Genomic DNA, 26,664 nt, shown 5'->3' with positions numbered 1-26,664 from the left:
GAAGCTGCGAGAGCGCTAAGCCGAGCGCTCCGGCAGGTACAGCTACATCAACAGCAACTTGCCAACCTGCAACGCCTTACTGCGCTGCGTGACCTTGCTGCGACGAACCGCTGGTCACGCCGCCGACCGCGGCGTTTTGCGCCGCGACGCGCGCTTCGGCAGCCTGAATGTTCGACGGATATTCGTTCGGGTTCGAACGTACCGGGTTGTAGCCGGCTTTTTCGATCTGAGCCAGCTCTTCACGGACTTGCGCGCGGGTCAGCGGCTGGTTCGATTGAGCGAAAACGGCAACCGGAGCAGCGAGGGTAGCGGCGATAACGACAGCTTGAACGAGCGATTTCATTTTTACTACCTCCAGGTTTTGTCTTGTTAGGCTGCGAAACCATTTGTTTGCAGCAGTGATGACAGTCTAGGGGGAGCGGAAAGTAGGGTAAATACCTAATTTCTGAACTCACTGTTTCCGAAACCAAAACAATAATGAGACAGCAAGGCCGTCGAGCGTCGATTTGCGAAGCGATCCGCGACAGCTGGCGCGCATGAGTCAGCCGGCTGATAGGGCCTGGATGAGCAGCAAGCCCGCGCCGGCGACGGCTATGGCGCCGCTCGCCCGGGCGACAAGTGCGCCGTCCGGCGCGAGTCGCTCGGCCGTAACGGCGGCCGTCACGGCGGCCATCAAGCGCAAATCCGTCATGCCGACGACCAGCAGAATTGCCGTAAGACCCCCGCAGCAACCGGCGCAATCGATGCCGACGCGCAGACCGTATCTCCACGCGCTCGGCGCATCGGCAGGAAGGCTGGGTGTCGTGCGGCTGCAGGCGAGGCGGCGGGCTTTCCATGTGCTGAACTGCAACGCGCCCGCGAGCAATACGACCACGCTGACCGCCAGCGGCGTCGAACGCGCGAGTGCTGGCCACCGCAACACGAGCGCCGCGAGCGACGCGCCCAGTGCAAACACGGCTACGCCGAGCACCGTCCATACGACCGCATACGCGCCACTCACGAGCATCGTCAGCAGGGCCAGTCGCTCCGCACTTGCGCGCGAGCCGATCGCGTCGCGATAGCGCAGCAGCGTCGGCATCAACGACGGCAGCATCATCGCCGCCATCATCACGATCCACATGCCGATGAACGATGCCGCGGCGCGGGCCCACGTGCGCCCGCAGGTTGGCATCCACAGCGTCGACATCGACCAGCCGCCGGGCATCGGCAACGCGCCCATCGCCGCCATCGACGCGCCGTGGGCCAATGTCGCCGCGACGCTTGCGGCGAACATCAGCAGGCAGACGCCGACGAACAGGCGCTGCGATGAGAGCGCCGCGCGCCGTGTGGCAAGGCGCTGCCCGCTCGTGCAGACAGCGCGCACGAGCGGGCTCATGACCGCTCGTACTCGTCGTGACGGCGCCACCAGATGCCCGTCTCGTTGCGCCCCTTCGGCGCGCGATCGAGCCACTGGTACATGCCCCACAGCGCATCGACCCCGCGCGCGTAAGTCGAGTACGTGTGATAGACGACGCCGTCTTCGAGCACGAACGCGCTCATGCCTGGCCGGTCGCGCGAATAGGTGGCCGCGTCGGTGCCGCAGGTCGCCGCGAACTGCGCGACCGGTTCGGGCGCGGGACTCACGTCCATCGCGTGACTGTTGCGTGCGTAGTTGTACTCGATATCGCCATCGCGCTGCTGTGCCTCGGTGAACGAGACGTTGAAGTCGAAATTGAAATCGCCGCTTGCCGACGACGCCCATGGAAACGTCCAGCCCATGCGCTGCTTGTACGTCTGCAGCTTGTCGAGCGGCGCGCGCGACACCGCCGTCAGCATCACGTCGTGATGCGCGAGATGCACGGCGAAGCCGGCGAAGCCGTCCGCGATCGACGAGCATGACGGGCAGCCCGCCTTGTAGTCGGGGCCGAACATGAAGTGGTAGACGAGCAGCTGCGAACGTCCTTTGAACAGATCGGCGAGCGACGCGCTGCCTTGGTCGGTATCGAAGCGGTAGGCCTTGTCGACCCTGACCCACGGCAGCGCCTGGCGTTGCCGCGCGAGCTCGTCGCCTTGTCGCGTGTGGGCTTTTTCCGCGTCGAGCAGCGCGCGGCGCGCGGCGAGCCACTGTTCGCGTGTTCCGATCGGATGCGTAGTCATCGTGGGTACCTCCGTGAGTCGTGCCGCGCCGCGCGAACCCTTGCCCGACGGCGTCGGTGACGGTTGATGGTCGTGCTAGATTAGGGCCGGGCATCCATCGGGTGGGAGTGACAAGTGTGGCGGGATTCACTTGATGCATTGACGTGCTACGCGCGGACTCGCACGCCGTGGACGCGCTGATTTCGGCGGCGGCGCGCGCGCTCGCGGCCGGCGATCCGCTTGGCGCGCTCGACCGCGTCGCGTTGCGCGACGACGCGCCGGCGCTCGCGCTGCGCGGCATCGCGATGGCGCAGCTCGGCGATTTCGGGCGCGCAAAGGCGCTGGTGCGCGACGCCGCGCGCGCGTTCGGCGCGCAGCATGCGGTGGCGCGCGCGAGATGCGTGGTCGCCGAAGCGGAGATCGCGCTGGCGTCGCGCGATCTCGCATGGCCCGCCAAAACACTCGACGCCGCGACCGCCACGCTCGACGCGTACGGCGATCGCATCAATGCCGCGCATGCGCGGTATCTCGCGGCGCGGCGTCTGCTGCTGATCGGCCGTCTCGACGAAGCGGAGCGCAAGCTTGCCGCGCTCGATCCCCGGCCGTTTCCGCCCGCACTGCGTGCCGCGCATGAACTGGTGGTCGCGGGAGTTGCGCTGCGGCGTTTGCGCAGCAGCGCCGCCCGTGCCGCGCTGGCGCGGGCCGGACGCGCGGCACGCGAGGCTGGCATTCCGGCGTTGATCGCGGAAGTCGAAAGCGCGTCGGTGGCACTGGGCAAACCGGCGGCGCGCATGATCGCGCATGGCGAAGAAGAACCGATTCTGCTCGATGAAGTCGAGAAGCTGTTGACCTCGAATCGCGCTGGCGGCGCGTTGATCGTCGACGCTTGCCGCTACGCGATCCGCGATGCGAACGCGGCGGTTGCGCTCGCGAGCCGACCGGTGCTGTTTGTGCTCGCCCGCATGCTCGGCGAGGCATGGCCCGACGACGTGCCGCGCGACGCGCTCGTCGCACGGGCGTTCCGCGCCAAACGCGCCGACGAATCGCATCGCGCGCGGCTGCGCGTCGAGATCGGCCGGCTGCGCACGGCGCTCGGCACGCTCGCGAGCGTCAGCGCGACGCCGCGCGGCTTCGCGCTCGCGCCGCGTCACGCTCGCGAGGTCGTCGTGCTGGCGCCGCCGGTCGAAGGCGAGCATGCGGCGCTGCTCGCGTTTCTGTCGGATGGAGAAGCGTGGTCGAGTTCCGCGCTTGCCCTCGTGCTCGGCGCGAGTCAGCGTACCGTGCAGCGCTCACTCGACTCGCTCGCCGCGGCCGGCAAGGTGCAGCCAGTGGGCGAGGGGCGCGCGCGCCGCTGGATGACGCCGCCCCTGGCCGGAACCGCGACGGCTTTGTTACTCCCTTCCCCGTTCCCTTCATGATTAGGATGGCCACCATGAACCGCTCCGCCGCCAGAATCGTCCGTGAATATGGGCCCTTTACGGGCGTCGATAAAGTGCATGGCGTCACCTACGACGGCCGACAGGTGTGGATCGCGACCGGCGAACGGCTCGACGCGTTCGATCCGGCGAGCGGCGAGACGCTGCGCTCGATCGCGGTGCCCGCCGACGCGGGCACGGCCTTCGACGGCGAACACCTGTTCCAGATCGCGCACGGCCGCATCCAGAAGATCGACCCGCAGAGCGGCCGCGTGCTGTCGACGATCGCGGCGCCCGGCGACGGCGGCCAGTCGGGGCTGACATGGGCCGAAGGTTCGCTGTGGGTCGGTCAGTATCCCGAACGAAAAATCTATCAGGTCGATCCGGACACTGGCGCGGTGCTGCGCACGATCGAATCGAATCGCTTCGTGACCGGGATCACGTGGGTCGACGGCGAGCTATGGCATGGCACCTGGGAAGGTGACGAGAGCGAGCTGCGGCATCTCGATCCGCGCAGCGGCGAGGTGCTCGAGCGCGTCGAGATGCCGGCCGGCGCTGGCATTTCCGGACTCGAATCGAACGGCGCGGATCTGTTCTTCTGCGGAGGCGGCGGCAGCGGGCTCGTTCGCGCCGTGCAGCGTCCCTTGCGAGAGAGCGACTCGCAATTGCCGGTCGATTCGACGAGCGAGTGATTCGTCATGCAAGCAGCGCGTCCTCGTTATCCGGCGCTGGTATTTGGCTCACTTGTACTCGCCGATAACGTAAGTCATCGTTGGTAAACGAAGTATTCCATTGCGCTACTCTTATCGCGAGACTACTCCCCATACGCGGGCCGCCTGCAGCGACTTCCAGCAGGCCGTGGCAAAGCATTCAGCCACCGCCGGATAGCGGTCCCGTCATCTCGCTTCTTCAGCCTCGCCCCACCAGTGCTCGCATCAGACCCACCGCCGCGGCGCATGCGCCACCACCCGGTACTCGAAAGTCCAAACCGCAACACACTCGGATGCTGCACCGCACACGCGAAGTATTCCGACTGTGTATCAATAGTAGCGGGGCATTGAGAGAGCATTTTCGTTGCACCCGCAACAAGTACGACGATTGGTTCTCAGCTTTATTTCCGTCTTCGTTGCTTGCCCGTGCATTACGGCTTTTCGAAAAGATGTGATCAGAACCAATCCAGGTTCTCACTCCAATCCTTATCGTGAGCAGACATACGCGTTACACAAACCCTTCATATTATTCGCTCGTTTTACTAAGTCTTGCCCCACACAAGCGGTTGCCGATACAACTAACAAAGGGTCCCCAAATGTCATCGCATCACAAAATGCGCCCAGCGCTTTGTCTAACGTCCGTTGCCGCCGCCTGTGTGCTCGCAGCTTGCGGCGGAACTTCGGATAGCCCCTCTGCCAGCAACAACAACGGTGGCACGACCGCCGGCACGACTTACTCGGGCGTGGTCGCCGCAACTGCCTTCGTCCCGGGCAGCTCGAGCGGCAACCCGACCTTGAAGGCCGGCTACTACTCTGGCGCCACCGTGTTCGTCGATGCCAATGGCAACGGCGTGCTCGACAGCGGCGAAGCCTCCGCGAAGACCGACAGCAACGGCCATTTCTCGCTGACCACGACCGCCACGGGTCCGCTCGTCGCTGACATCACGGCATCGGCCACCAACACGGCATCGGCCACCAAGGTCGCCAGCCACCTGATCCTGCGCGCTTCGGCCGACCAGATCGCCGACCAGGGCGCCACCAAAGTCGTGATCAGCCCGATGTCGAGCGAAGTGCAGCGCCTCGTCGAAGCCAACGGCAGCAAGTACGCGACCGAGAAGGCTAATCTGTCGACCCGTCTGTCCGGCCCGGCATTCAACAACGCCTCCGTGACAGTTTCCGCCGGCGACGTCCTGGCCGACGCCAACACCCTGTCCGGCGCCGAGCAGTACGTGGTACTGTTCGAAGAAAACGCACTGACGAACCGCTACACGTACGCCACCGCGAAGCTCGATCGTGGCGACAAGTACCCCGATGCGCTGGCCGTTGCCGGCGGCGACCCCACCCTGACCGGCGTCTCCGGCATCACTGCTGGCGAAACCATCCCGACGGATACGCGCAAGGCGATCACCTTCGCACAAGCCCAGCAGGCTGCGTTCAACGTCGAAGCGATTCCGCGTTACGACAACGTCTTCGTGATCATGCTGGAGAACAGCAGCACGAACCGCGTCAAGGGTTCGGCGTACATGCCGGCGGTCAACTCGATGATCACCAACGGCAACTACTTCTCGACCTACTTCGCGACCGGCAGCCCGTCCGAACCGAACTACACTGCCCTGGGCGGCGCCGACGACTTCGGTATCGGCGACGACAACTGGTGGGGTTGCGCCGCGACCGGCGCCAACGCCCCGACGGACAAGGCTTTCGCCGGCGGCACGGCTTCCGACGGCCAGCCCCTGCCGTCCCACGTCGCGCTGACGCCGAACGACCCGATCATCGGTACCACCGCCGGCGGCGCCACCGTGGCCGTTGGATCGCTGCTGTCCAATTACACGGCGGCCGCCAACCAGGCGTGCTCGACGGACGGCACCGGTTCCGTCGCCAACCACAACATCATGACCGCGCCGAACCTGTTCACGCAGATTTCGAGCGCGGGCCTGACGTGGCGTACCTACAGCGAATCCTTGAACCCGGGTCAGGATCCGCGCGCCGACAGCCTCGGTGACACGGGTGTATCGCAGGCCTACAACCAGACGGACGGTAGCATCACCGTGACGGGCACGCCGTTCGCCATGCCCGGCTCGCTCTACAAGACCAAGCACCATCCGGGCATGGCCTATCAGAACGTGCGTAACCAGCCGGAGTTCTTCGCGAACAACCGCACGATCTTCGGTACCCAGTACTACACGAACGCGGCCGACCTGACCAACACCACGCTCTACAAGGTTCCGACCGGCTACAACGTCGACCAGTTCAGCACCGACCTGGCCAAGGGCGACGTCGGTACGCTGAACTTCATCATGCCTGACCAGTGTGATGACCTGCACGGCACCGGCAGCGACGGCACCTGTAAGGACAGCGCGACCGCCTCGGGTACCGTTCCGGCTCACGCGCTGCTGACCCGCGCCGACTACTACACCAACGCCGTGGTGCAGAAGATCAAGGCCTCGCCGCTGTGGCAGAACAAGCAGCGCAACGTTGCCATCGTGGTCATGTTCGACGAAGGCAATGGCGCGTCCAACGGTGCCGGCAGCTCGTGCTGCGGCTGGGACGTGGGTGGCAAGGCTACGCAGATGCAGAACGCGGACGGCAGCTGGACTCCGGTTCAGGCGAAGTACGGCAACGGCAACAAGGGCCATGGCAACTCGATCTTCGTCCTGATGACCAACCAGCAAGACGTGGGCGCCGCACCGAAGGGCGTCGCCGACAGCGATACGTACAGCCACTTCTCCTTCGTGCGCACGGTGCAGGACATGTTCCAGCTGGCCGACCCGGCTGTTCCGACCTCGTACGCCAACCGTTCGAAGTACACGGAGTCGTACATTGCGCAGAACATCGCCAACCTGCCTGAGTACGCTGGCAGCGCCGACACGCACTACGACGCGGTTCGTCCGATGAACCACGCCTACGTGATTCCGGCCGGTTACACGCAGAAGTTCCAGACGGGTGACGTGAGCGATCCGGCGCAAGTTGGTCCGGACGCGACCCAGAAGAACCTGTGGGCGACGAAGTAATAAAAAGCACTAAACGGTAAGCACGCGCAAGCGTGCCATTCATCAAGCAGTAGCCTGCGCGGGGGAGCGGTTCGGCCGCTCCCCCGCCAGCTGTTTTATCGAACAAAGCCGGGGGAGTAGCGATGCGCAAGGTTTATGCGGGGGCGCTTTATGTCATCTTGTCGACACTGGCCGCTTGCGGGGGCGGGGGCTCGTCACAGTCTGCTTCGACGGACGCAGGCACGGGCTCCACGGGCTCCACGGGGTCGGCGCCCACGAGCAAGCTGAGCGCTGCGGCCCAGGTCGGCGAGAAAATGTTCTTCGACAAGAACCTGTCCGGCGGCAAGAACCAGGCATGCGCGAGCTGCCACGATCCGGCGTATGCCTACGGCCCGCCCAACAGCCTGGCGGTGCAGCTGGGTTCCGATGGCGTATCGGAAGGCCAGCGCGCGGTTCCCTCGCTGCGCTACAAGGCCATGACGCCGGCCTACGACGACAACGCCTCGAACCCGGACGGCATCACGGCGAACGCGCCGGGCGGCGGATTCATGTGGGACGGCCGCGGCAAGACGCTGGCCGACCAGGTGGCGCTGCCCCTGCTCAATCCCATCGAGATGAACAACGCCTCCAAGGACGCGGTGGTCCAGGCGGTAAAGAGCTCCTCGTATGCCGCACAGTTCACGGCGGCGTACGGCCCGGCCGTGTTCGGCGATACGGACACGGCGTTCCAGGACATCGGACTCGCGCTGCAGGCCTACCAGAATGAGGACCCGAGCTTTGCGCCGTATTCCAGCAAGTTCGACCTGTATGCGAACAACAAGATCGGCGGCACGTTGACGCCGGCCGAATTGCGCGGGATGAACCTGTTCAACGATACCGCTCGCGGGGCCGGCTGCGTGGCCTGCCATTTCATGGGCGCCAACTTCAACGGCTCGAACGCGCTGGGGACCGACTTCACCTATCAGGCGATCGGTGCGCCGCGCAACGACACGTCGATCCCGGACAATCCGAACCCCATCGCGGCCAACCTGAAGGCGAGCTACTACGACATGGGGCTGTGCGGCCCGATCAATAACGGCAGCTATGACAGCCACACGCCGCTTTCGGCCACCAGCGGCGCCGGCCCGGACCCCTTTACCGGCGTGAACAACCCGGATCCGTATTGCGGCCGCTTCAAGGTGCCGACGCTGCGCAACGTCGCCGCGCGCAGCGCCTTCTTCCACAACGGCGTGTTCCACTCGCTGGAGCAGGTGGTGCGCTTCTACAACACGCGCGACACCAACCCCGAGTACTGGTATCCGTCCACGGGTGGTGATTCGACCAAGCTGACCAGCAACCCGAGCTATGCGCTGCAACCCACCTATGCAGCGGGCGCGACGGTGAACATGTTCAACGATCTGCCGGCCGCTTACCAGGGCAATATCGACGAGGAATTGCCGCTGGGGCAGAGCCAGACCGACGCGGGCGGCACCACCGCGTTGAACGGTGCGCAGCCGCGTGCTGTCCATTCGGCGCCGCAACTGTCGGATCAGGACGTGCAGGACGTGATCTGCTTCCTGAATACTTTGAGCGACGGCTACCAGCCTCCCGCGACCCAGCCCACGAGCGGTAGCTGCGTGAATTGATCTTTTTGAATACTTGAACTATCCACGATGATGCATTTTTCGAATCCGGTGCGCGGCACTGCCATTGCGGTTTCCCTGACGGCGTCGTTCCTGCTGGGCGGTTGCCAGAACAAGGCCGAGCCTACCGCGGAGAACTTTACCAACACCATCACGCACTACCTGGCCGATCGCGGCCACCTGTGCGTGGCGAAATACGATTGGCCCATCCACGTGGCCGATCAGGACATCGTGGTCACGCATTCCCGCGATGCGCTGCAATTGCCGGTGATGGAAAAGCTGGGCCTCGTCAAGAGCACCGTCATGACGGTCGAGCGCACTGGCGAGGACGGGGCCAGGATCGAGGCGCCGGGACGCGAGTATGTGCTGACCGACGAAGGCAAGAAGTTCTACCTGCACAAGCCGGTGGTGGTGGCGACGCCCGGCAAGACGGTCACGCACGACGCCGATTTTTGCGTAGCCACGCTGACCCTGGACAAGGTGGTGGGCTGGGAGCCGCCCCAGACTCACGACGGCGAGACCAGGACCTCGGTGCTCTACACCTATAAGATCGACCCGGCGCCTTTTGCCAGGACTCCCGAGTTCCAGCGAGTGTTTCCCATGGTGGCGCGCGTGATCGAAGGCGCGGGCACCATGCAACTGCGCGAAGGCGTGCGCTTGACCAAGGACGGCTGGGTAGCGGAAGAATATCTCGTTCGATGATCGTTGAGTTCGCCGACGCCTTGCTCCGAGGCGATCGTTCCCGCACGTGGGCCGGTCCATGCCGCTGCGCCAGGACCAGGTGCACCCTTACGGTGTCCCCGCTGGACTCAGCCCCGTGCTCGCAAAATAGATCACGAGAAAATACAGCAGCACATAGAGCGCGTAGGTCTGCCCGTTGCCGGTATAGACGCGGCGTATCCGAGCCGCCGCCACGAGCGCGAAGTGCGATATGCCGCGCCAGAACATCTGCGCGACCGGCGGCACCGTGCGGCTCAGGATCGGCCGGTAGAAGTGGTAAAAATCCGGGGCGTTGCGCGCATTGCCGCGCCGGCTGCGGTAGTACAGCACACCGAGCCCGAACACGATCGCCGTGACGATCAGCACGACGATCACGACCGGCGTCGGATTCCAGAACCCGTAGATGCTTTCGAGCGACATGCCGCCCCACACCAGTGTCGCCGCGAACTGCGGATCGATCGCGGCCGACACCGGTTCGAGCAACACCTTCGGAAAGAACGACAGGACCACGATACCGACCACGAACAGCAACTGCGGCACCAGCAGCATCACAGGCGCTTCGCGCACCTGCGGCCGCTGCGGCGGGCGCGGTTTGAGGAAGACGCCGTTCAGCAGGCGCAGCATGTACAGAAAGCCGGCGCAGGTCGCGATCAGCCCGCACACGGCGAGCCCGTACCAACCCTTGTCGGTCATTGCGCTGAGCAGCAGCCATTTGCCGCCGAAGCCCATCAGCGGCGGCAGGCCCGACATCGAGACGAGCGCGATCACGACCATCGCGAACGTGAGCGGCATCTCGCGCGCGAGGCCGCCCACATCGGCGAAGTTGCGCGTGCCGGTGCGCGAGATCACGCCTGCGAGCGCGAGGAACAGGATGCCCTTCACGAACATGTGATTGGCGACCAGATACAGCGCGGTGACCCAGCCGAGATGGCTCATCAGGCCGATCGCGGCGACGATATAGCCGGTCTGGCTCATGCTCGACAGCGCGAGCATCCGTTTGAAGTCGTTCTGCCGCAACGCCATCAGCGCGCCGAACAGGGTCGTCAGCATGCCTATCCAGGTCATCGCGTGCGCGAGTTCGAGGCCGACCTCCGAGCGTATCGTCAGATAGGTGCCGATCAACAGGCCGAACATCGCGACCTTGCTGACCACCGCCGACAGCATCGCGGTCACGTCGTCTTCCGCTTCGGTGTAGGCGCCCGGCAGCCATACGTGCACGCCGATCGCGCCGGCCTTGATCAGGAAGCCCGCCGCGAGCAGCACGAACGCGCGGTTCGCCTCCGGTCCCGAACGGATCAGCGCCGACAGCGCGATGCTGTCGTCGATCGCCGCGACGTTGGCGAAGCCCGCCAGCAGGAAGAACGCAGCCAGCAGCGAAAACAGCAGGAAGGTCAGCACGTGCGGTCCTGCGCGCCGGCACTTCGCGATCAGGAAGCACGACGACAGCGTGATGATTTCCCAGCTATAGAAGAACTCGAGCGAGGTGGATGAGCGCAGCAGCGCCGGAATCGACAGCGATAGCACGACGAGCATCGGATAGAAGCCGGCGCGCACGTCGTCGCGATAGAGACTCGCCGCTGCGATCACGAGGCTGCCCGCGAGCAGCAGCCAGGCGAACAGTCCGGCGATACCGCGCGAGCCCTCGCAGAGCAGACTGCCGATCAATCCAATCGCGAGCACCGCGAGCACGCCTTTCACGCGCCCCGGCAGACGATCGGCCGCATAGAACAGCGCACCCGCCGCGAGCGGCGAGAAGATCCACGCCGACACGACGCCCGAGAACACGGCTGCCATATAGGCCGCTGCGATCAGCAGCACGGCGACGCCGAACAGCGGCAACAGCGCGGCGATGTTCGGCCGGGCTTTGGCCTCGACGTCGGACGGAGCCAATGCGCGCACGAACCAGTGGAACATATAACCCGCTTCGAGCAGCGAGCCGGTCAGGATCAACACGATCCAGTACGGCTTGCCGGCGGCGGTGAGGCGCATCACGAGTTCCCACTTCGCCCAGAAGCCGGGGAATGGCGGCAGTCCCGCGATCGCGACCATGAAGAGGCCGAGCAGGCCGATCAGCAACGGGCTGCGCGACAGGATCGCGCGTGCATCGTCGCCGTGCCGACGCAGCACGCCGATCAGCCAGAACAGCCCCGCCTTCGCGAACAGATGGTTGATGAAGAGCCCGCCGACGACGAGCGGGATCGATGCGTCCGCGCCGATCTGGCGCAACAACGCGAGCGACAGCATCAACAGCGCCATCTGCCCGATCGACGAATAGCCGAGCAAGCGTTGCGGTTTCGTCTGCTTGATCGCGAGCAGGTTCGAGAACAGGAACGTGACGCCGCCCGAGACGGCGAGCAGCGTCAGCAGGCCGTCGAACAGCGGCAGCAATTTCAGCAGCGCGAAAAACACGCCCGCCGATACGCCGACCGATACCATCGCGCCGACGCCGCTCGGCGCGGTCTCGTAGACGTCGAGCCCCCAGCCGTTGGCCGGAAACGGCTTCAGCTCGATCACGAGACTCGCGAACACGAGCAGGATCGCGGTCGTGCCGATCGGGCCGCCGAGCTGGTCGCGCAGCGACAGCAGTTCGTCGATGTTCAGCGTGCCGCTCACGTAGTAGAGCAGCACCGCGCCGAGCAGAAAGAGCGTCGACGCGATCACGGTCGCAAAGATGTACTTGAATGCGGCGGCGAGCGCGGCGGGCGTGCGCTCGAGCCCGAACATGCCGTATGTCGCGATCGACACGATCTCGAGAAACACGAACAGGTTGAACAGGTCGCGGGTCATCACCATGCCGTCGATGCCCATCACCAGAATCAGGTACAGCAGCAACGCCGCGTAGTTGCCGCGCAGACGGTCCCACAGATGCAATGCGCCGAGCAGCGCGACCACATTGACGCTGAACGTGAAGAAGCCTTCCCACAAGCCGAAGCGCAGATTGATCGACACCGGCGGCAGCGCGCCCGCGGTCAGCACCTCGATCGTGTCGCCGCCGTCGAGCAGGCCGTAGAACGACACGCCGGAAACGAGCACGATGCCGCACAGCGCGATGAAAAAGCCGAGCGTGAGCCATGGCTTGCCAAGCCGGTACAGCAGCGGAATGACGAAGCCGCCGCCGAGCCCGAGAATGAAGATGTGCAGCGGATGAAACAGCGCGGCTACCATTTCGACTCGGTGAAGGCGTCGATGGAAAGCGTCTTTTTGGCGGCATGAAGACGGATCGCGAACGACAGCATGATGGCGGTGACCGATAGCCCGATCACGATCGCCGTGACGACGAGTGCCGATGGAATCGGATCGATCGCGCGGTGCGCGGCGGCGGATTTGCTGAGCGCCGCGTCGATGATCGGCGCGGTGCCGCCCGTGACGTAACCGGTCGCGACCATCACGATGTGCAGGCCCGTGTCGATCACCGCGAAGCCGATGATGATGCGCAGGATATTGCGGTGGGTCAGCATGCCCCACAGGCCGATCAAGGAAAGGCAGAAGCCCGTGATCAGCAGGATCTTCGAAACCGGGATGCCCGTGCTCATGCGCTCTCCTTCTAGTTCAGCTTCTGAACCGGTCGATGATGACACTCAGCTCCGCGCCGACCTTGACGCCGAGCAGCGTGGAAATCAGCGGGATCGCGCCGGCGCTGAAGAACGCGCCGAACTCGCCGCGCGGCAGAAAGCGCGGGTCGAGAAAACCGCCCGCGAGCACGAGGCCGAGAATGCCGATGCACACGTAGATCACGCCCGCGAGCGACTCGACGACGCTCAGCAGCGCGACGTTCAGCGTCGAGCGGGGCCGCGCGAGCAGCATCAGCATCACGGCGGACGCGACGATCGCGCCGCCCTGGAAACCGCCTCCCGCCGACAGATGGCCGTTGACGATCACGTAGCCGCCGAAGGTGAGGATCATCGGCAGAAGCACCTGCTTGCCGGTATGTACGATCTCGCCGGCTGGGCGGCGCGCGGGCGCGGATTCGTCTGCCGCAGCGGCGGAAGTCGAGTTGCTTTCCTCTTTCAGCAGCACCCCGACGCTCGCCGCGACCATGAACAGCACCGCGACTTCGCCGAGTGTGTCGAAGCCGCGAAAGGTGATCAGAATGCCGGTCACGATGTTCGGCGCGCCGAGTTCGAGCGGCCCTCTGACGACGTAGTACCAGGCGAGCGGGCGCAGCGCCTGCAACTCCGTGTAGCCGCCGACCAGCCGCCAGAACACGACCGCGAACAGCAGCACCGTCAGCAGCGCAAACGCGCGACGCATCATGATTCGGCCTCCCCCGCGGTGCGCCCGCCTTCGTCGGCGAGTGCGTCGGTGATCGTGGACGAGGTCATCGGCGTGCGGATCAGCCAGGCGGCGCGCGATAGCGCATGCGAGGACACCGGGTTGGTCACGAGCACGAAGTAGATCAGCAGGATCAGACGGAAGGTCCAGTTCGGGTGATAGAACGCGAGGCCGATCAGCACGAGCATGTTGCCGAGCGTCGACGCCTTGGTGCCGGCCTGAATGCGCGTATACGCATCCGGCATGCGCAGCAGCCCGAGGCCGGCGGAGAACAGAAAGACGGCGCCCACGAGGATGAACACGCTGCCGATCAGTTCGAACATGCGCTAGCCCTTCTGATAACCGGTTTTGCGGATCGCGTACAGAAAGATGAAGGTCGCGAGTCCGGAACCGATCGCGGCTTCGGCCATCGCGACGTCGGGCGCGGCGAGCAGCAGGAAGGCTATCGCGGCGAACAGGCTCGCGAGCCCCGAGCTCACCATCGCGGCCAGCAGATTCTTCAGGCAGACGGCCAGTACGCCGCTCACGAGGATGCTCGCGCACATCAGCAGCAGAAGGAGTTCGAGCATGGCTCACAGCCCCCTTTCGAGAAAGCGCGCAATCGCGAGCACCGCGAGAAAGCTCAGCAGTGCATAGACAAGCGCGACGTCGATATAGACGAAACGACCGGAGACTTGCGCGTACAGCGCGATCAGCGACAGCGAGACGACCGTCAGCATGTCGATCGCGACGATGCGGTCGACGAGGGTCTTGCCGATCACGAGACGGATCACGCCGAACAGGATCGCGAAGAAGATCAGCACGGCGGCGATCCGGAGCATGATCTCAGCCAAAGATTTTCTCCAGATGCTTTTCGAACGGTGCGACGAGTGCCGCGGTCGCTTCGTCGATATCGGTCGTCTTCACGTCGAGCAAGTGAATGAATAGTATGTCGTCCCGAATATCCATGACGAGCGAGCCCGGCGTGAGCGCAATCGAATTGGCGAGCGCGAGACGGCCAAGCGGTGTTTGGAGGCGCGTGCGAACCCTGACGATGCCCGGCTTGATGTCGATACGCGGCGAGTACACCAGCGCCATCACGTTCAGATTGGCGCGTACGAGCTCGACGACGAAGGTCGCGCTATACGCGGCGAAGTGATACGGTGCGCCTGGCGTTAGACGTAGGCGCTGCCATGCTTCGCTCGACGATACGAAGACACGCGCGATGACGAAGGTAATGACGAGACCGACGAGTGCGGGTTCGACGGCGAGCGATGCATTGGCGATCATCCAGATGACGAACAGGACGACCCAGAGGCCAGGCATTCCCCGAGGAACGAACGACGACACCGGTTTTCCGTTGTTCGCAGCCATGTCATCGGTTCCTCAGGAAGCCTTGCGGAAAATTCTAAGTGACAACTTATGGCAAAGCAACCGGCGCACGGTTGTCCGTTGGTGGTCGTTTTGTGTGCGTAAATCCGCGCGGCGCTTATCGGCTGCTCATCGAGTGAATTAGTGTCATTGCGATCTGTTCAATGAAATTGCGCGCGAAAAGCCGACGCCGATCGGCGCGCATTTATTTTTTGAAACAGACTGCGTTGCCGCGATAAGACGCGACGTTGAATCTCTAAGCGGCGCCGTACCGTTTTTTAATCACCTGTGACTGATCGGAATCTGGAAGTCTAGTCACCAATCTATGCGCGCGCTGCATAAATTGATTTTTTTAATGAATTTGCGCCGGTGACCAGATCACGGTCGAATGTCGGGTTTCGCGCGGTTTGAATTCTTCAAATGACCAATAAGGAGCAACAATGAAAGCCATGCTGGCAACCCTGACGATTGCGCTGCTGGCCGTCTCGTCCGGAAGCGCAATCGCCAAGGATTGGTCGACCGTGCGGTTCGGGGTCGACGCGAGCTACCCACCGTTCGAATCGAAAGCTGCCGACGGCAAGCTCGTCGGCTTCGATATCGATCTCGGCAATGAGATCTGCCGCCGGCTCAACGCGAAATGCGTGTGGATCGAGAATTCGTTCGACGGCATGATTCCCGCGCTGAAAGGCCGCAAATTCGACGGCGTGCTGTCGACGATGTCGATGACGCCCGCGCGTCAGGCGCAGATCGCGTTCTCGTCGAAGGTGTTCCGCATTCCGACGCGTCTGGTCGCGAAGAAGGGCTCGCCGATCGAGCCGACGCCGGAAGCGCTGAAGGGCAAGCGCATCGGCGTCGAGCAGGGCTCGATTCAGGAAACTTACGCGAAGACGTATTGGGAGCCGGCCGGCGCCGCGATCGTGCCGTATCAGGATCAGGATCTGGTGTATTCGGATCTGCTTGCCGGCCGTATCGACGCGTCACTGCAAAACGCGGTGCAAGCCGATATCGGCTTTTTGCGCACCGCGCGCGGCAAGGACTTCGGATTTGCCGGCAATCCGCTTTACGACGCGAAAACGCTCGGCAGCGGCACAGCGATTGGTTTGCGTAAAGAAGATACCGATCTGCAGGAAAAGATCGACAAAGCCATTGCCGAGATCCGCGCCGATGGCACTTACGACCGCATTGCGAAAAAGTATTTCGATTTCGACGTGTACGGTCAGTGAGCCCGGGCCGCGCCGCACGTGACCAGTTTCGACCTGGCACTCGCGCGGCCCGACACCTAAACTTGTGTCATGACCGTCCTGAGCCGTGCTGCGGCAAGCCGGGATGCCCGAATCGGTTGCAACCGGCGCCTGACGCGGCGCTGCAGGTTTCCGCTTACAAAAGTAAGCGGGCAGGGGATGGCGCAATGCGGCCACCGGCTCGCGTGCGGATCGCCTTGCGCACGGCGCGATCCGCATCGGGGAGGCACCGACATGCACGGCTTTCAGATCACGTTCTTCACCCAGCAGGGGCGCAGCCATCATGGCAAGCCGCTTGCCGACTGGCTCGTGCGTCTCGCGAGCGAACTCGGCCTGCGCGGCGCGACCCTGATCCCGGCTTGCGAAGGCATCGGCCATCATCATCGCATTCACTCCGCGCACTTCTTCGAGCTTGCCGATCAGCCGTTGTCCGTCGTGATGGCGGTGACGAGCGACGAAGCCGATCGGCTTTTCGATCGACTGCGCGCGGAGGGTTTGCATCTGTTCTACGTGAAGACGACCGCCGAGTTCGGCGTCGTCGGCGAGGCCGACGGGGCTTGAACGACCGGGCCTCGATGGCAAGCCCCACGCCTCGGCTCGTCCAAGCGACGAAGTCGGCCGCCATGTCGGAGTCGGTGCGTGCTTCCAGCTTGCCGCTGCGGCACGCGTGGCGGAACACCTCGTAGTCCTGCTCGACCTGGTCCGCGTACGCGCGCGAGTAGACGCGCGCCCGGTGTGGCTATTGGGCATGGCGCATGCTTCGCTGCAAGAGGCGAGTCATCCCAGGGAGAGCGAATCATGCGGCAGGTTTCGGCAAACATGCTGATCGCGCTGTCGGCCGTTGCGTTGCTGGCGGGCGCGTCCGGCTGCAAGCGGACGGCCGGGAATGGCGGTATCTCGACGGGCCAGGTGAGCAGCGGTGTCATGAGCAATTCGGCGAGCCCGCGCGGCACACCGGGCGATAGCGACGCGGCAAATCGTGCGAACGGCGAGGCGGGCGCGGCGGCAAGCGCAGCGCCCGCCGCGAGCGACGCCGCGTCGGTCCACAGCACGCCGGCGAGCACGGCGTCCGCGACGCAGTAAGCGTCGCTTAGGCGCGGCGGCGCATTGGTCGCCGTTCCATGCGCGCAGGCTTGCTCTCGGTCCCGCGCATGGCGACGCGATGAGGCGAGATGGGGGTCGTCAGCAACTCGGGCACACCGCCGGGGTCATCGAATCGGTTTCGCCGCAATAGAACGAGACGCGGAACCGCGCGCAGCAGGCGCCGCCTTCCTGGCAGACATGACTCATGGAAAGACGGAACGGACAGGTAGTTGCGCCGCGGCGAAGCGGCGCTCGCGAGTGCGCGTGATATGGAACGCCGGCCCGCTTCAATGCTATGCCGTGGGCTCCTCGTGCCGCACATTGACCATCCACGGCACGCCGAAGCGGTCGATCAACGTGCCGAAGCCGCTGGTCCAGAAGGTCTGCTGGAATGGCATCGTGATCTGTCCGCCGTCCGCCAGCGCGTTGAAATACTTTACGCCGGACGCATGGTCGTCGGCGGTGACCGACAGGCTAAAGCCCGCATGCACGGCATTGCCGCCGCGGCAATCGCCATCCGACATCAGCACGTGCGTGTTACCGATGACGAGCGTCGCGTGCAGGATCTTGTCGGCGTGTTCGGGCGCCACCGGGCGAGCGGGATCGGGCGGCGCGTCTTTCGCGCGCAGCTTCAGCAACTCCTGCGCGCCGAGCGCCGAACGATAGAACTCAATGGCTTCCTCACAACGGCCATTGAAGAACAGATAGGGCTGGATTTCCATGCTGATTTCCTGAGACGGGCGAGGGTCGGGCAGACGATTCTATCAGCGTGATCTCGCGGATGGACGGCTGTCGAACCTCGGATGCATCGTTCGGCCCCACGATGAAACCACACACCTGATGCTCTACAGCGTACCCCCGCATCAGGCCTTCCCGGCATGACTCCCGCCATTGGCCGGATAAGCCTCCTGCAACGCGATCGAGCCTGTCTCCAGCAGCGATTTGAGGTTGGACATGATCTTCGGCCAGCCGCCCGACACCGCCTCGATGAATTTCGATGGATCGCGCTCGATCGTATGCGTGAGCGTCAACTTGACCGCCGTTCCGCTCGGTTCGAGCTCCATCGTGCAGCGCGAATCGCCTTCAGCCTGCAACTCGGGACGAATCTGGTGCTGCCAGCGGATCACCAGACGCCGCGGCGGATCGGCCTCGACGATCTCGCCCGCGTCGAAGATCTGGCCGCCGCTCGACACGAGTTTCCACGACGAGCCCGCCGTCCATTCGCTTTCGCAGTGCATGCCGAACCAGTACTGCTTGATGAACTCCGCGTCGGTGAGCGCCGACCACAACTGTTCCGGCGTAGTGCGGATATAGGTCACATAGACGAACGTCGATCTAGTCATTGCCTTTCTCCAGGCGTCGTTTCAGGGTCGAGAGCGCCTTCAGGCGCGGCTTTTCGAACTTGGCAATCCAGCGCTCGTAGATCTGCTGCAGCGGCACCGGATTGAGGAAGTGCAACTTTTCGCGCCCGCTGCGTACGGTAACGACGAGGTTAGCCGCTTCCAGCAGGCCCAGATGCTGGGTCACGCCTTGCCGCGTCATGTCGAGGTGGTCGCACAGGTCGTTCAGAGTCTGGCCGTCGTGCGCGTGCAGCACATCCAGCAGCTTGCGCCGGCTCGGATCGGCGAGGGCTTTGAATAGCACGTCGGTGTCGTCGGGGCGCTCGGCCATGAGCGGCTACAGGCAAGTAATTTGTTGCGTTTACTATAGGCAAGAGATTGCTTGCATGTCAAGGCGACGTGAGGGACACTCCGCAGGTTCGACACATGCGCCGACTACCGTTTACGAGGCGCTCAAGTACGTTTCGGAATGTTGCCGCCATGCAAAGGACCGAACAGCCGCGCACAGAGCATGCCCATCGTCAGGATACCGAGGCCGAATGGCACGGCATCGCCCGTTGCCTCGATCCGAAAGTCGCCAACACGAAAAACCAGAAGATAGCCGACGACCATATTGAAGAAGCCCCACAGTACATTGACGGTCGATGACGACAGCCCTTTTCCGGACGGCTTCGCGAACGGGCTCTGAAACGGCTCGCCCATCACACCGCTGACGAAATGCGGCACGGCATTCGCGAACAGGACACCGCCGAAAAAATAAGAGACGACATGCGGCCAATCCATTTCAGTTGCTCCTTGAATCGAGTAAATCGATGAGGTCGCGGGCTGTGCCCGTTTCGATGCCGGTTCGGATGAAGCACTTGCAAACGTTCAGGAGTCAGCGAGCCGCTGCAGCAGTTCCACCGCGGCGGCGAGCGTGGCCTGTTCTCGCGGCGATAGCTGCGCTTGCAAGGCACCGATCAGCCAGTCCTCTTTGGCCGCCCGACTTGCCTTGAGCGTTCGTCTGAACGTGGGGGTGAGATGGATAAGAGTTTTGCGTCCGTCGGTTGGATCCGCTTCGCCTTTGACGACGCCCAGCGTCTCCAGACCGGCAACGGTAATGCGCATGGACTGGGGTTTTACGCGCTGCGCTCGCGCTAGCGCGGAAACTGTGGCTGGGCCGTCGCGCTCCAGATGAAACAGCACCGACTTCTGCGCCGACGTAAAGTCGCTCGATTGCGAAAGTTCTCGCGCGCGGCGAACCAGTTTGCTCACGGCAATGCGCAGTTCGCCCGCAAGGGCGGCTAGATCGGTAGATTGGGAAGACGGTGATTGTCGTGACATGCCGAAAACATAGCATATGTACAGTTTAACTGTACATATAAACTGAATATATTTTCGCCGTCGAGTCCGCACGAACCCAGCATAAACAAGCGCCTGTGAGATACTTCCTCATTCACGCATAATCCCCGAGTCCACCGCGTCTCAACCGGCCAAGGCATGCAAGCCCATCCCCTCCGACTCGCGCCCGGCGACGACCTTCGCGTCGCCGTCGAAGACGCGCTTCGTCAACGCGACCTGCAAGCGGCCTTCGTCGTCCAGGGCATCGGCAGCCTCCACGTTGCGGCATTGAGGTTCGCCGGCGCGCAAGCGCCGACGGAAATTCGCGGCGACCTCGAAATATTGACCCTCGCAGGCTCCGTCTCGCCCGATGGCGCTCATCTGCACATGTCGATCGCGGATGCGCGCGGGCAGGTGTTCGGCGGTCATGTGGCGCGCGGCTGCACGGTACGCACGACCGTCGAGTTGTTGCTCGTGTCGGTTCCGGGCTATTCGTTCGCGCGGGAGCCTGATCCGCAGACGGGTTTTATGGAACTCGTGATTCGCGGCGGCGGCGCTCCGCAGTCCGGGTCCGCCTGATCACGCAAAGGCGCTATCGCTTCGCGCGCCGGTAATCGCTCAACGCCCCGCCAACATCCGCCCGCCGACCCCCACCAACAGCACACCCGCTGCCGTATCCAGCCCGGCCTTGCGCCGAACCAGCGTGCGCCGAACCGACGGATGCGAGGCAAGCAACGCCATCGCGCAGTACCACGCGCACGAAATGCCGATCGACAGCGCCACGACCGCGATATCGAGCCAGAACGGCGCATGCGCGGCACCATCAACGCAAAGATGCTGCCGTAGAACACGATCGACTTCGGGTTCGTCATGCTGACGAAATGGCCTTTCTTCGTCGCAGCCCAGCCGGACGCGGTGCTGCCGACGTCCGCGGACAACGGCCGCCGCGCGGTGGGGCTTATTTTCTTTTGGGCTGGCGCGGGAAGTCATCTATCCACTGTGCGTCGGTCCCGACCTTGCCTCAGCGCATTAGCGCCAGACACAACCCAATCCCCGCCCCATAAGTCCCAAGCGCACCGACCAACCGCAAAGGATTGGGCATCGCCATCGTCGGAAATGCAAGCAGTCCAACGACGAGCAAACATCGGCACGCGGTCGCGATGACCATCAGCGACACGGACACCGCGGACGGCGATCTCGCGCCCAGGAAAAGAAACAGCACCGCCAGGAACGGCGCGTATTCCGTGGCATTGCCATGCGCTCGAACCAGCTTCTGCAGCAGGTTGGCCGGATCGTCGGCGCAGCCCGCATTGGTGCGTTCGCGAAAACGCGTCATCGATACCGACAAGCCGAGGCCGAATAACAGCAGCCCCAACACCGCGACGCATCCGAGAGCAATGCTATTCATGGCATTGCGGCTCCTTGTCAGGCAATCGACGCACGCCTGTTTGGCGAGAATCAGGCGGCTTTCATTTCCGCACGGGCCGGCACGCGAGGTCCGCGCGGCTGGACCCCGCAAAAACGACTGCGCCGCGATCGTTCCAACACCGATCGCGGCGCAGCTTACTACTCAAATACGTGGACTACGGCCATGCTTAGTCTTCGCGATCGAATTCCGGCAGCGCACGCGTTCCTTCAATCGCGACCGAATGCAGCAGCTCAGGCTTCAGATCGAGCAGACGCAAGATCGTCGGCGCGACTTGCGTGGTCAGCACCGGCTCGTCGTTGACCTGCCCGGCGTGATGCGTGTGAGGCACGTACATCACGAGGCCGAGATGGCTGTCGTCGGGCGCGTTGCCGCCATGCTCTTCGTCCTTGGACGTGCTCGACGTATAGATGACGCCCGGGTTCGGTTGAACGATGATGTCAGGCGTACGTCCGCGCGACGGGTCGCCGAACCGGTTAGCCAGCTGCGGGCCGGACAGGATGTACGCCTGAGGGCCGTCCGCGCAAATGCCGGGTGCGTTGCAGCTCAGATTGGCTTTCAGTGTCTTCACGACCGAAGACACCTGGCTTTGATCGCGCAGCCAGATCAGGCCGACGTCGTCGGTCTGCACGAAACCCGTGCCGACAAGTCCGGTGCCGTCGTTGAGGTTGCCGCTCTTCGTAGCGGCCTGCCCAATATTGCCGCCCGAATCCAGGTAGTTGTTGGCTTCGAGCAACCTGGTCAGCGTATCGCCGTTCTTCACGAGCTTCGAATGATCGGTCGGCGACTGGCCATGCTTCGCGGTCACGATGATCGCCGTCGACGAATAGAGATTGCGTTGCTTCAGTTCGGACACGACGCGTCCCAACGCGTCGTCGATATACGCGATCGCGCCGGCGACTTGCGGACCCGGCGTGAAGCTCGCATCCAGATAGCCGCCGCCCGACGCGACGGTGGCCTTCTGCGCGACGCTCAGGGTCTGGAAATTGGCGCCGAACACGCTCGGCACCGCGACGTTCTTTTGACCTGTCGAATCCTTGCCATCGATTTCGTGGATCAGCGATTGCACGTGGTAGTTGTCGAACTTCTCCGTGTGCGTGTACGTGTCGAGGTAGTAGGTATTAGTATCTGGATCGATCGAATTTATTTCGGTGCGCGAAAGGTCGTCGACGCCCGCGCCCGACGGTCCGTTGAGCCAGTCGTAGCCCCACGCGTGCTTGTCCGCCCACGCGGTGCGCGCGCCGTTGACGTTGCCCTTGATCACTTCGAAAACCGTGTTGGTCTTCAGATAGTTGTGCGGATAGACGGGCGTACAGACGCCATTGACGAGCGCATGCGGAATCGCCTGCGGATTGAACGCGCCGCCGCCGTCGAGATGGATCAGCGCGCCGCCGTTCTCGCCGTCGATGCCGGTCGTTTCGTCGAAGACGACATTCCAGCCGGTCGGGCCCGTGCAATGGGTATCGGACGGCGCATAGAGCGTGCGGTCGTAGGAGACGTCGTAGAACAGCCCCGCGGACTTCGGCGAGCCGCCGGTCACGAGCGCGGCGAGGCCCGGAAACGAATCCGACAGTCCCGGTGTATGCGCGTTCGTATAGGTGGTGCCTGACTTCGCGAGCAGCGCCAGGTTAGGGCACGTATTCGCGCCGATGCAACGCGCGACGTCCTGCTCATGCAGACCGTCGAAGCTGATCAGCAGCACATGTTTGACGGACGCGCGATCGCGATCGTGATCGCGGCCGTGGTCGTGATCGTCGCCGGCTGTTGCGACTGCCGAGTACAACCCGGCGAGCAGTGCGACGGCGGCGCACATTGCGCTTTGCTTACGCTTCCATTTCGTGATCGGTTTCATGTCTCGTCCTTTTGTTTGACAACGAATTTGGGTAGTGCGGGACGAATTTGAACCGTAAAAAAAGTCATTTGCGTGACCTGAAATTAATATTTGGCAATACTGAGGTGTTAAGGTCTTGTTAAGGTTGGGGTGATCCATTCGACGCGCATGCGCTGTGAACCTGATTCGATTCCGCGCGTGATTTTTCGCGAGTCGGCAAGCATAAAAATGGCACGGGCTATTGCAGACCCTGCCGTTTCGCCGGTCGGTAGTCGAATATCGCCAGGCGTCATCCCAGTGAATGAATCAAGGCCTGATCCGTCACCTGCACCGGCCTGACCTTGATCGATTGACTATAGAGCGGCGGCGGCGTCGTCAGCAGCTTGCTGCGTAGCCGCGCGTGACTTCGAGAAAGGCGCGCCGAATTTTCGACAGCCCCTCGACGCCCGGCAGACACAGCAGCAGATAGCCGCGGTTGTCGAGCATCGCGACCGCGTGCCCCGTTATCATCGACCAGCGCGCCGCCAACGCTGAACGAGCCGGCGCAGTTCGCCGTCATCGCCTGGAGCGCGCCCTGTGTCATCGCGGATTCCGTCGATGTAACTTTTTCAGCCATGTTGATTCATCTCTGTGGCGCGGATTGGATACCGATCGCAAAGAGAATGAGCGGAACCGGCAGTCGGATGTGCGCCCATCTGGGTGGTTGGTGCCGGCATGAAAGCCGAGTGAGGGAGCAGGCGTGACGGTAGATTCTGTTACTTCGAACGCGAGAGGGAAACCCGCTCGGATTGATAGCTTGCGTGGTGCGAGCAGCAGCCGCCGCGCGGCGGCGGCGCCGTCCGTGCCGCTCGCGCCATGCCGGTCGCCGCGATCGCCGCGACCGCACGCGGCATGACGTGCGCGTTCGCCTAGTGCGCGGCCGGTTCCTGCGTGATGGAATCCACGCGGTCGGGATAGAACGCAAGGTGCTCGCGGATCGGCTCGACAGCGTCGTATGGGTGCTCGTAGGTCCACACCGCGTTGGTGCCGCGCTCGCCGGCCGAAGGAATCGAGAAGTATGCGCATTCGCCCTTGTACGGACAATAAGTGGCGTGCGCCGTGCGTTCGAGCCGGGTCATGTCGACGTCCTTGCGCGGGATGTACAGCACGGCCAGATAGCGGGCTTCGAGCAGCGTCAATGCGTCGTGCGTATCGGCAATCACGTGACCGCCTGCCATGACGATCACGCGCGCCTGGTGGTGCTCGATCATGATTGGATGATCCGGGCCGGGGATCTTGACGGGTTTGTCGTTCGGGACCGAATGAGTGGACATAACGAGGCTCCCTGCGAAAGTGGGGCTGCGAGGTTTCGTGAGTCGACGGCGATGTTCGTCGCCGAACGCCACGCAAGCGACTGAAGATCGCCCGTATTGCGGTACTACTTCCTTTCAGGTATTTCTATCACATACTAACGCAGACCTTCCAGGTGCTGTGAGCGGCGCAATGCCCGTCGGAATTGCATCAGTTGCGTGCGCGTGCTTTTGTGCAACGGGATGGCGACTTCGCGGAAGACGAACACGATCAGCCGACTGACAGGAGCGCGTCATGCTCGTTGGATATGCCGTGTATGACCCTGCAAGTGAGCCTGCAATCTCGTCGACAAATGGCGAGGTTGTTTGACTATGCCGGCGCTTCGGAAGTGTTGGTCACTTCGCGCATTTGGGGCGTGTGCCGCTCTAACCTTGAACCTGTTGTCCTGCCCTTCGCACGCACAGGTCGCGCCGAGGCAATTGTCGAGCAATACCGTGATTGGCGGCAATGTAAAGCAGCACGCAGACGCTGTGCTCGCGATCATGACCTACACGACAGTCCCGGACGTTACGACCAGTAACCTGTCGGTCAACAACGGCCTGACGGGTAATCCCGGCTTTGGGCAGACGCAATTTGGCGGCGGCTTCACCCTCAGCAGGTCGTTTCCGTTGTACATGGAGGGCACGCTCGCCTACAGCCGCTACGATCCGATCTTTATTGCCACGGATGGTGCCCAGCAGCGTGCGGTGCCGACGAAGTGGAACACCTTCAGTGGCACGGTCGGCCTGGGGTGGGATTTCCACATCACGGACGAACTGGTGTTCCGTCCGATCTTGAACGGCACGATTGGGCGTGTCTCGAGTGACCTGAAGGTGGGGCAGACCCTCTTCAACCATGTCACCGACAGCAACCTGCAGTTCCTCGAAAACGGCTCGCTGAACGCCTACGGCTATGGCGGCTCCCTGATGCTCGACTACGAGCATTACCGCGAAAACTACGAAATCGACGCCGAACTGCGGGCAACCGATATTTACCTGCGCAGCTTCGGCAGTTCGTCGGAGGCCGTTCAGGGCTCGGCCATGGCGCAGCAGGTGAGCCTATGGACGCGCTGGCGCGCGCCCACCGGCTGGCACGCGCTGGACCGGCCGGTCCGCTATGTGCTCGAAGCCGCTTACTCGCACTATTTCGGCGACAGTGCCGGCGTGCTGGGTTTCAACGACCTCACGTCGCTGGGAGTCGGCCTCGAGCTCGACAGCAGCAGGTATCCCGTCATCGTCACCCGTACGCGCGCGATGGTGCGCTATGTGTTCGGTCGCAACGTGCACGGGGTGTCGTTCGGATTCGCGATGAGTTTCTAGCCGGGCCAGCTTGCCGGTCCAGCAACGAGGCTCGAACTCATGCGCGCGATCCAATGCTTCTGGTTCTCGCGCGGCCACGCGGTATCGCGCTTGCTCGGCCCTGCCATGAATCGATCAAGGGAGCCGTGATGAACGACAAACCGAAACAGCCCGATGCCGGCGGCAATCTGCCGGGCAACGTTGTAGCAGAACCAGGCCCTGAACGAAGGGCCAAAACGAAGGACCTCGTGCCATGCGTACATTCGGACAGAGCCGGTCGACGAAGCGGATCGACAGCGAGCCGGACATGCGCCTGCAGAAGATAGAGATTGCCGACTTCCTCGTAAGCTGGACCGTCATCCGGGATTCGGAAGGCGCTTTCCAGTGGGTCGTGGTCGTGACGGAGCGTGGCGGCGAGCATCACACGATCTTCGAGCGACGCGGGACGTGCGGCCACGTGTCATGGGACGACGCGCTCGACATCGCGGCCGAAACCGCGCGCCGCGTCGCGGCCGGGCTCGTCGAGCCGGGTGAACCGGCGAAGACGAAACAGCGGCGCGGGCGCACGCCGGGTGCATCGCGCCCGAATCGTTGATGCGCGA

Annotated in this window: 31 protein-coding genes and 1 pseudogene; 11 read left to right on the top strand and 21 right to left on the bottom strand. The window is 63.4% G+C overall.

The features are described 5' to 3' along the window. Nucleotides 1-76: 76 nt before the first annotated feature. From HDG33_RS07510 to HDG33_RS07500, 3 genes are all read right to left on the bottom strand, one after another. Nucleotides 77-343 carry a DUF4148 domain-containing protein gene (locus HDG33_RS07510; RefSeq protein WP_184023528.1) on the bottom strand — a complete coding sequence of 89 codons (267 nt, stop codon included), beginning with the start codon at nucleotides 341-343 and terminating at the stop codon, nucleotides 77-79. 198 nt (nucleotides 344-541) lie between these two features. Further along, nucleotides 542-1,375: a DUF2182 domain-containing protein gene (locus HDG33_RS07505; RefSeq protein WP_184023526.1), complete on the bottom strand. Its 834-nt coding sequence runs from the start codon at nucleotides 1,373-1,375 to the stop codon at nucleotides 542-544. After that, the gene (locus HDG33_RS07500) at nucleotides 1,372-2,136 is read right to left on the bottom strand and encodes a DUF899 domain-containing protein (RefSeq protein ID WP_184023524.1); all 765 of its coding nucleotides are present in this window, start codon (nucleotides 2,134-2,136) and stop codon (nucleotides 1,372-1,374) included. Before HDG33_RS07500 ends, HDG33_RS07505 begins: the two co-directional genes overlap by 4 nt. 167 nt (nucleotides 2,137-2,303) lie before the next feature. On the opposite strand from HDG33_RS07500, the gene HDG33_RS07495 reads away from it, so the two are divergent. From HDG33_RS07495 to HDG33_RS07475, 5 genes are all read left to right on the top strand, one after another. Further along, a complete protein-coding gene (locus HDG33_RS07495) occupies nucleotides 2,304-3,533 on the top strand; it encodes a helix-turn-helix domain-containing protein (RefSeq protein ID WP_184023522.1) in 1,230 nt (409 codons plus the stop codon). Between the two features lie 14 nt (nucleotides 3,534-3,547). After that, nucleotides 3,548-4,222 carry a PQQ-binding-like beta-propeller repeat protein gene (locus HDG33_RS07490; protein ID WP_184023520.1) on the top strand — a complete coding sequence of 225 codons (675 nt, stop codon included), beginning with the start codon at nucleotides 3,548-3,550 and terminating at the stop codon, nucleotides 4,220-4,222. Nucleotides 4,223-4,854: 632 nt separating this feature from the next. Then, a complete protein-coding gene (locus tag HDG33_RS07485; RefSeq protein ID WP_260330347.1) occupies nucleotides 4,855-7,251 on the top strand; it encodes an alkaline phosphatase family protein in 2,397 nt (798 codons plus the stop codon). A gap of 122 nt (nucleotides 7,252-7,373) precedes the next feature. Further along, the gene (locus tag HDG33_RS07480) at nucleotides 7,374-8,855 is read left to right on the top strand and encodes a cytochrome-c peroxidase (RefSeq protein ID WP_184023516.1); all 1,482 of its coding nucleotides are present in this window, start codon (nucleotides 7,374-7,376) and stop codon (nucleotides 8,853-8,855) included. A gap of 27 nt (nucleotides 8,856-8,882) precedes the next feature. Then, entirely contained in the window at nucleotides 8,883-9,554 is a 672-nt protein-coding gene (locus HDG33_RS07475) for a hypothetical protein (protein WP_184023514.1), read from the top strand. Nucleotides 9,555-9,641: 87 nt separating this feature from the next. On the opposite strand, the gene HDG33_RS07470 is transcribed toward HDG33_RS07475, so the two are convergent. The 7 genes from HDG33_RS07470 to HDG33_RS07440 are packed head-to-tail and all read right to left on the bottom strand — an operon-like array spanning nucleotide 9,642 to nucleotide 15,197. After that, nucleotides 9,642-12,737, bottom strand: a complete 3,096-nt coding sequence (locus tag HDG33_RS07470; RefSeq protein ID WP_184023512.1) for a complex I subunit 5 family protein — start codon at nucleotides 12,735-12,737, stop codon at nucleotides 9,642-9,644. Beyond that, nucleotides 12,731-13,105 (bottom strand): sodium:proton antiporter, encoded by a 375-nt coding sequence (locus HDG33_RS07465; protein ID WP_184023510.1) that lies wholly within the window; start codon nucleotides 13,103-13,105, stop codon nucleotides 12,731-12,733. Before HDG33_RS07465 ends, HDG33_RS07470 begins: the two co-directional genes overlap by 7 nt. A 16-nt stretch (nucleotides 13,106-13,121) precedes the next feature. Then, nucleotides 13,122-13,826, bottom strand: a complete 705-nt coding sequence (locus HDG33_RS07460; protein WP_184023508.1) for a Na(+)/H(+) antiporter subunit B — start codon at nucleotides 13,824-13,826, stop codon at nucleotides 13,122-13,124. Beyond that, nucleotides 13,823-14,167, bottom strand: a complete 345-nt coding sequence (gene mnhG / locus HDG33_RS07455) for a monovalent cation/H(+) antiporter subunit G (RefSeq protein WP_090810583.1) — start codon at nucleotides 14,165-14,167, stop codon at nucleotides 13,823-13,825. Before mnhG ends, HDG33_RS07460 begins: the two co-directional genes overlap by 4 nt. A 3-nt stretch (nucleotides 14,168-14,170) precedes the next feature. After that, on the bottom strand, nucleotides 14,171-14,413 hold the full coding sequence (locus tag HDG33_RS07450) for a hydrogenase subunit MbhD domain-containing protein (RefSeq protein WP_018422732.1): 243 nt from the start codon (nucleotides 14,411-14,413) through the stop codon (nucleotides 14,171-14,173). A gap of 3 nt (nucleotides 14,414-14,416) precedes the next feature. Then, the gene (locus tag HDG33_RS07445; RefSeq protein ID WP_018422733.1) at nucleotides 14,417-14,677 is read right to left on the bottom strand and encodes a monovalent cation/H+ antiporter complex subunit F; all 261 of its coding nucleotides are present in this window, start codon (nucleotides 14,675-14,677) and stop codon (nucleotides 14,417-14,419) included. Then, a complete protein-coding gene (locus tag HDG33_RS07440; RefSeq protein ID WP_184023503.1) occupies nucleotides 14,670-15,197 on the bottom strand; it encodes a Na+/H+ antiporter subunit E in 528 nt (175 codons plus the stop codon). Before HDG33_RS07440 ends, HDG33_RS07445 begins: the two co-directional genes overlap by 8 nt. A 437-nt stretch (nucleotides 15,198-15,634) precedes the next feature. Here HDG33_RS07440 and HDG33_RS07435 point away from each other — a divergent pair, with 437 nt between their 5' ends. From HDG33_RS07435 to HDG33_RS07425, 3 genes are all read left to right on the top strand, one after another. Then, nucleotides 15,635-16,417 carry an ABC transporter substrate-binding protein gene (locus HDG33_RS07435; RefSeq protein WP_184023501.1) on the top strand — a complete coding sequence of 261 codons (783 nt, stop codon included), beginning with the start codon at nucleotides 15,635-15,637 and terminating at the stop codon, nucleotides 16,415-16,417. 252 nt (nucleotides 16,418-16,669) lie between these two features. Then, nucleotides 16,670-16,996 (top strand): DUF190 domain-containing protein, encoded by a 327-nt coding sequence (locus HDG33_RS07430; RefSeq protein ID WP_184023499.1) that lies wholly within the window; start codon nucleotides 16,670-16,672, stop codon nucleotides 16,994-16,996. 237 nt (nucleotides 16,997-17,233) lie between these two features. Next, the gene (locus HDG33_RS07425; protein ID WP_184005314.1) at nucleotides 17,234-17,518 is read left to right on the top strand and encodes a hypothetical protein; all 285 of its coding nucleotides are present in this window, start codon (nucleotides 17,234-17,236) and stop codon (nucleotides 17,516-17,518) included. 293 nt (nucleotides 17,519-17,811) lie between these two features. On the opposite strand, the gene HDG33_RS07420 is transcribed toward HDG33_RS07425, so the two are convergent. From HDG33_RS07420 to HDG33_RS07400, 5 genes are all read right to left on the bottom strand, one after another. After that, nucleotides 17,812-18,240: a VOC family protein gene (locus HDG33_RS07420; protein WP_184023497.1), complete on the bottom strand. Its 429-nt coding sequence runs from the start codon at nucleotides 18,238-18,240 to the stop codon at nucleotides 17,812-17,814. A 141-nt stretch (nucleotides 18,241-18,381) separates the two neighbouring features. Then, complete coding sequence (locus HDG33_RS07415) at nucleotides 18,382-18,861, bottom strand: SRPBCC family protein (RefSeq protein ID WP_090810571.1); 480 nt, start codon at nucleotides 18,859-18,861, stop codon at nucleotides 18,382-18,384. Continuing rightward, the gene (locus HDG33_RS07410; protein ID WP_018422741.1) at nucleotides 18,854-19,189 is read right to left on the bottom strand and encodes a helix-turn-helix transcriptional regulator; all 336 of its coding nucleotides are present in this window, start codon (nucleotides 19,187-19,189) and stop codon (nucleotides 18,854-18,856) included. Before HDG33_RS07410 ends, HDG33_RS07415 begins: the two co-directional genes overlap by 8 nt. 122 nt (nucleotides 19,190-19,311) lie before the next feature. Next, nucleotides 19,312-19,641 carry a hypothetical protein gene (locus HDG33_RS07405; RefSeq protein WP_184023495.1) on the bottom strand — a complete coding sequence of 110 codons (330 nt, stop codon included), beginning with the start codon at nucleotides 19,639-19,641 and terminating at the stop codon, nucleotides 19,312-19,314. Between the two features lie 87 nt (nucleotides 19,642-19,728). Next, nucleotides 19,729-20,181 (bottom strand): MarR family winged helix-turn-helix transcriptional regulator, encoded by a 453-nt coding sequence (locus HDG33_RS07400; RefSeq protein WP_184023493.1) that lies wholly within the window; start codon nucleotides 20,179-20,181, stop codon nucleotides 19,729-19,731. Nucleotides 20,182-20,337: 156 nt separating this feature from the next. Between HDG33_RS07400 and HDG33_RS07395 the strand changes: the two genes are divergently transcribed. After that, nucleotides 20,338-20,757, top strand: a complete 420-nt coding sequence (locus HDG33_RS07395) for a PPC domain-containing DNA-binding protein (protein WP_184023491.1) — start codon at nucleotides 20,338-20,340, stop codon at nucleotides 20,755-20,757. A 39-nt stretch (nucleotides 20,758-20,796) separates the two neighbouring features. On the opposite strand, the pseudogene HDG33_RS07390 reads toward HDG33_RS07395, so the two are convergent. The 5 genes and pseudogenes from HDG33_RS07390 to HDG33_RS07375 all read right to left on the bottom strand — a co-directional run. Continuing rightward, nucleotides 20,797-21,143 (bottom strand): annotated as a pseudogene (locus tag HDG33_RS07390) (LysE family translocator); the annotation flags it as partial. A gap of 56 nt (nucleotides 21,144-21,199) precedes the next feature. After that, on the bottom strand, nucleotides 21,200-21,586 hold the full coding sequence (locus HDG33_RS07385; protein WP_184023489.1) for an MAPEG family protein: 387 nt from the start codon (nucleotides 21,584-21,586) through the stop codon (nucleotides 21,200-21,202). 187 nt (nucleotides 21,587-21,773) lie between these two features. Then, nucleotides 21,774-23,456, bottom strand: a complete 1,683-nt coding sequence (locus HDG33_RS07380) for an alkaline phosphatase family protein (RefSeq protein WP_184023487.1) — start codon at nucleotides 23,454-23,456, stop codon at nucleotides 21,774-21,776. A gap of 354 nt (nucleotides 23,457-23,810) precedes the next feature. After that, nucleotides 23,811-23,945 carry a hypothetical protein gene (locus HDG33_RS37195; protein WP_260330346.1) on the bottom strand — a complete coding sequence of 45 codons (135 nt, stop codon included), beginning with the start codon at nucleotides 23,943-23,945 and terminating at the stop codon, nucleotides 23,811-23,813. Between the two features lie 398 nt (nucleotides 23,946-24,343). Beyond that, nucleotides 24,344-24,748 (bottom strand): DUF427 domain-containing protein, encoded by a 405-nt coding sequence (locus HDG33_RS07375; RefSeq protein WP_184023478.1) that lies wholly within the window; start codon nucleotides 24,746-24,748, stop codon nucleotides 24,344-24,346. Between the two features lie 348 nt (nucleotides 24,749-25,096). Between HDG33_RS07375 and HDG33_RS07370 the strand changes: the two genes are divergently transcribed. Then, on the top strand, nucleotides 25,097-26,083 hold the full coding sequence (locus HDG33_RS07370; protein ID WP_184024250.1) for a hypothetical protein: 987 nt from the start codon (nucleotides 25,097-25,099) through the stop codon (nucleotides 26,081-26,083). On the opposite strand, the gene HDG33_RS36910 is transcribed toward HDG33_RS07370, so the two are convergent. Continuing rightward, nucleotides 26,080-26,325: a hypothetical protein gene (locus tag HDG33_RS36910; RefSeq protein ID WP_221311329.1), complete on the bottom strand. Its 246-nt coding sequence runs from the start codon at nucleotides 26,323-26,325 to the stop codon at nucleotides 26,080-26,082. The genes HDG33_RS07370 and HDG33_RS36910 overlap by 4 nt on opposite strands. On the opposite strand from HDG33_RS36910, the gene HDG33_RS07365 reads away from it, so the two are divergent. Further along, nucleotides 26,316-26,657 carry a hypothetical protein gene (locus HDG33_RS07365; protein WP_260330345.1) on the top strand — a complete coding sequence of 114 codons (342 nt, stop codon included), beginning with the start codon at nucleotides 26,316-26,318 and terminating at the stop codon, nucleotides 26,655-26,657. The genes HDG33_RS36910 and HDG33_RS07365 overlap by 10 nt on opposite strands. Nucleotides 26,658-26,664 lie beyond the last annotated feature (7 nt).

Origin of the sequence: Paraburkholderia sp. Cpub6 (assembly GCF_014201065.1) — a bacterium.
GTDB lineage: Bacteria > Pseudomonadota > Gammaproteobacteria > Burkholderiales > Burkholderiaceae > Paraburkholderia > Paraburkholderia tuberum.
This window is presented reverse-complemented; position numbering and strand designations above follow the sequence as displayed.

Coding starts and splice junctions, on each gene's coding strand:
- HDG33_RS07510 (WP_184023528.1), bottom strand. CDS start 343: ATGAAATCGCTCGTTCAAGCTGTCGTTATCGCCGCTACCCTCGCTGCT.
- HDG33_RS07505 (WP_184023526.1), bottom strand. CDS start 1,375: ATGAGCCCGCTCGTGCGCGCTGTCTGCACGAGCGGGCAGCGCCTTGCC.
- HDG33_RS07500 (WP_184023524.1), bottom strand. CDS start 2,136: ATGACTACGCATCCGATCGGAACACGCGAACAGTGGCTCGCCGCGCGC.
- HDG33_RS07490 (WP_184023520.1), top strand. CDS start 3,548: ATGAACCGCTCCGCCGCCAGAATCGTCCGTGAATATGGGCCCTTTACG.
- HDG33_RS07485 (WP_260330347.1), top strand. CDS start 4,855: ATGCGCCCAGCGCTTTGTCTAACGTCCGTTGCCGCCGCCTGTGTGCTC.
- HDG33_RS07480 (WP_184023516.1), top strand. CDS start 7,374: ATGCGCAAGGTTTATGCGGGGGCGCTTTATGTCATCTTGTCGACACTG.
- HDG33_RS07475 (WP_184023514.1), top strand. CDS start 8,883: ATGATGCATTTTTCGAATCCGGTGCGCGGCACTGCCATTGCGGTTTCC.
- HDG33_RS07470 (WP_184023512.1), bottom strand. CDS start 12,737: ATGGTAGCCGCGCTGTTTCATCCGCTGCACATCTTCATTCTCGGGCTC.
- HDG33_RS07465 (WP_184023510.1), bottom strand. CDS start 13,105: ATGAGCACGGGCATCCCGGTTTCGAAGATCCTGCTGATCACGGGCTTC.
- HDG33_RS07460 (WP_184023508.1), bottom strand. CDS start 13,826: ATGATGCGTCGCGCGTTTGCGCTGCTGACGGTGCTGCTGTTCGCGGTC.
- mnhG (WP_090810583.1), bottom strand. CDS start 14,167: ATGTTCGAACTGATCGGCAGCGTGTTCATCCTCGTGGGCGCCGTCTTT.
- HDG33_RS07450 (WP_018422732.1), bottom strand. CDS start 14,413: ATGCTCGAACTCCTTCTGCTGCTGATGTGCGCGAGCATCCTCGTGAGC.
- HDG33_RS07440 (WP_184023503.1), bottom strand. CDS start 15,197: ATGGCTGCGAACAACGGAAAACCGGTGTCGTCGTTCGTTCCTCGGGGA.
- HDG33_RS07435 (WP_184023501.1), top strand. CDS start 15,635: ATGAAAGCCATGCTGGCAACCCTGACGATTGCGCTGCTGGCCGTCTCG.
- HDG33_RS07430 (WP_184023499.1), top strand. CDS start 16,670: ATGCACGGCTTTCAGATCACGTTCTTCACCCAGCAGGGGCGCAGCCAT.
- HDG33_RS07425 (WP_184005314.1), top strand. CDS start 17,234: ATGCGGCAGGTTTCGGCAAACATGCTGATCGCGCTGTCGGCCGTTGCG.
- HDG33_RS07420 (WP_184023497.1), bottom strand. CDS start 18,240: ATGGAAATCCAGCCCTATCTGTTCTTCAATGGCCGTTGTGAGGAAGCC.
- HDG33_RS07415 (WP_090810571.1), bottom strand. CDS start 18,861: ATGACTAGATCGACGTTCGTCTATGTGACCTATATCCGCACTACGCCG.
- HDG33_RS07410 (WP_018422741.1), bottom strand. CDS start 19,189: ATGGCCGAGCGCCCCGACGACACCGACGTGCTATTCAAAGCCCTCGCC.
- HDG33_RS07405 (WP_184023495.1), bottom strand. CDS start 19,641: ATGGATTGGCCGCATGTCGTCTCTTATTTTTTCGGCGGTGTCCTGTTC.
- HDG33_RS07400 (WP_184023493.1), bottom strand. CDS start 20,181: ATGTCACGACAATCACCGTCTTCCCAATCTACCGATCTAGCCGCCCTT.
- HDG33_RS07395 (WP_184023491.1), top strand. CDS start 20,338: ATGCAAGCCCATCCCCTCCGACTCGCGCCCGGCGACGACCTTCGCGTC.
- HDG33_RS07385 (WP_184023489.1), bottom strand. CDS start 21,586: ATGAATAGCATTGCTCTCGGATGCGTCGCGGTGTTGGGGCTGCTGTTA.
- HDG33_RS07380 (WP_184023487.1), bottom strand. CDS start 23,456: ATGAAACCGATCACGAAATGGAAGCGTAAGCAAAGCGCAATGTGCGCC.
- HDG33_RS37195 (WP_260330346.1), bottom strand. CDS start 23,945: ATGATAACGGGGCACGCGGTCGCGATGCTCGACAACCGCGGCTATCTG.
- HDG33_RS07375 (WP_184023478.1), bottom strand. CDS start 24,748: ATGTCCACTCATTCGGTCCCGAACGACAAACCCGTCAAGATCCCCGGC.
- HDG33_RS07370 (WP_184024250.1), top strand. CDS start 25,097: ATGCCGGCGCTTCGGAAGTGTTGGTCACTTCGCGCATTTGGGGCGTGT.
- HDG33_RS07365 (WP_260330345.1), top strand. CDS start 26,316: ATGCGTACATTCGGACAGAGCCGGTCGACGAAGCGGATCGACAGCGAG.
- HDG33_RS36910 (WP_221311329.1), bottom strand. CDS start 26,325: ATGTACGCATGGCACGAGGTCCTTCGTTTTGGCCCTTCGTTCAGGGCC.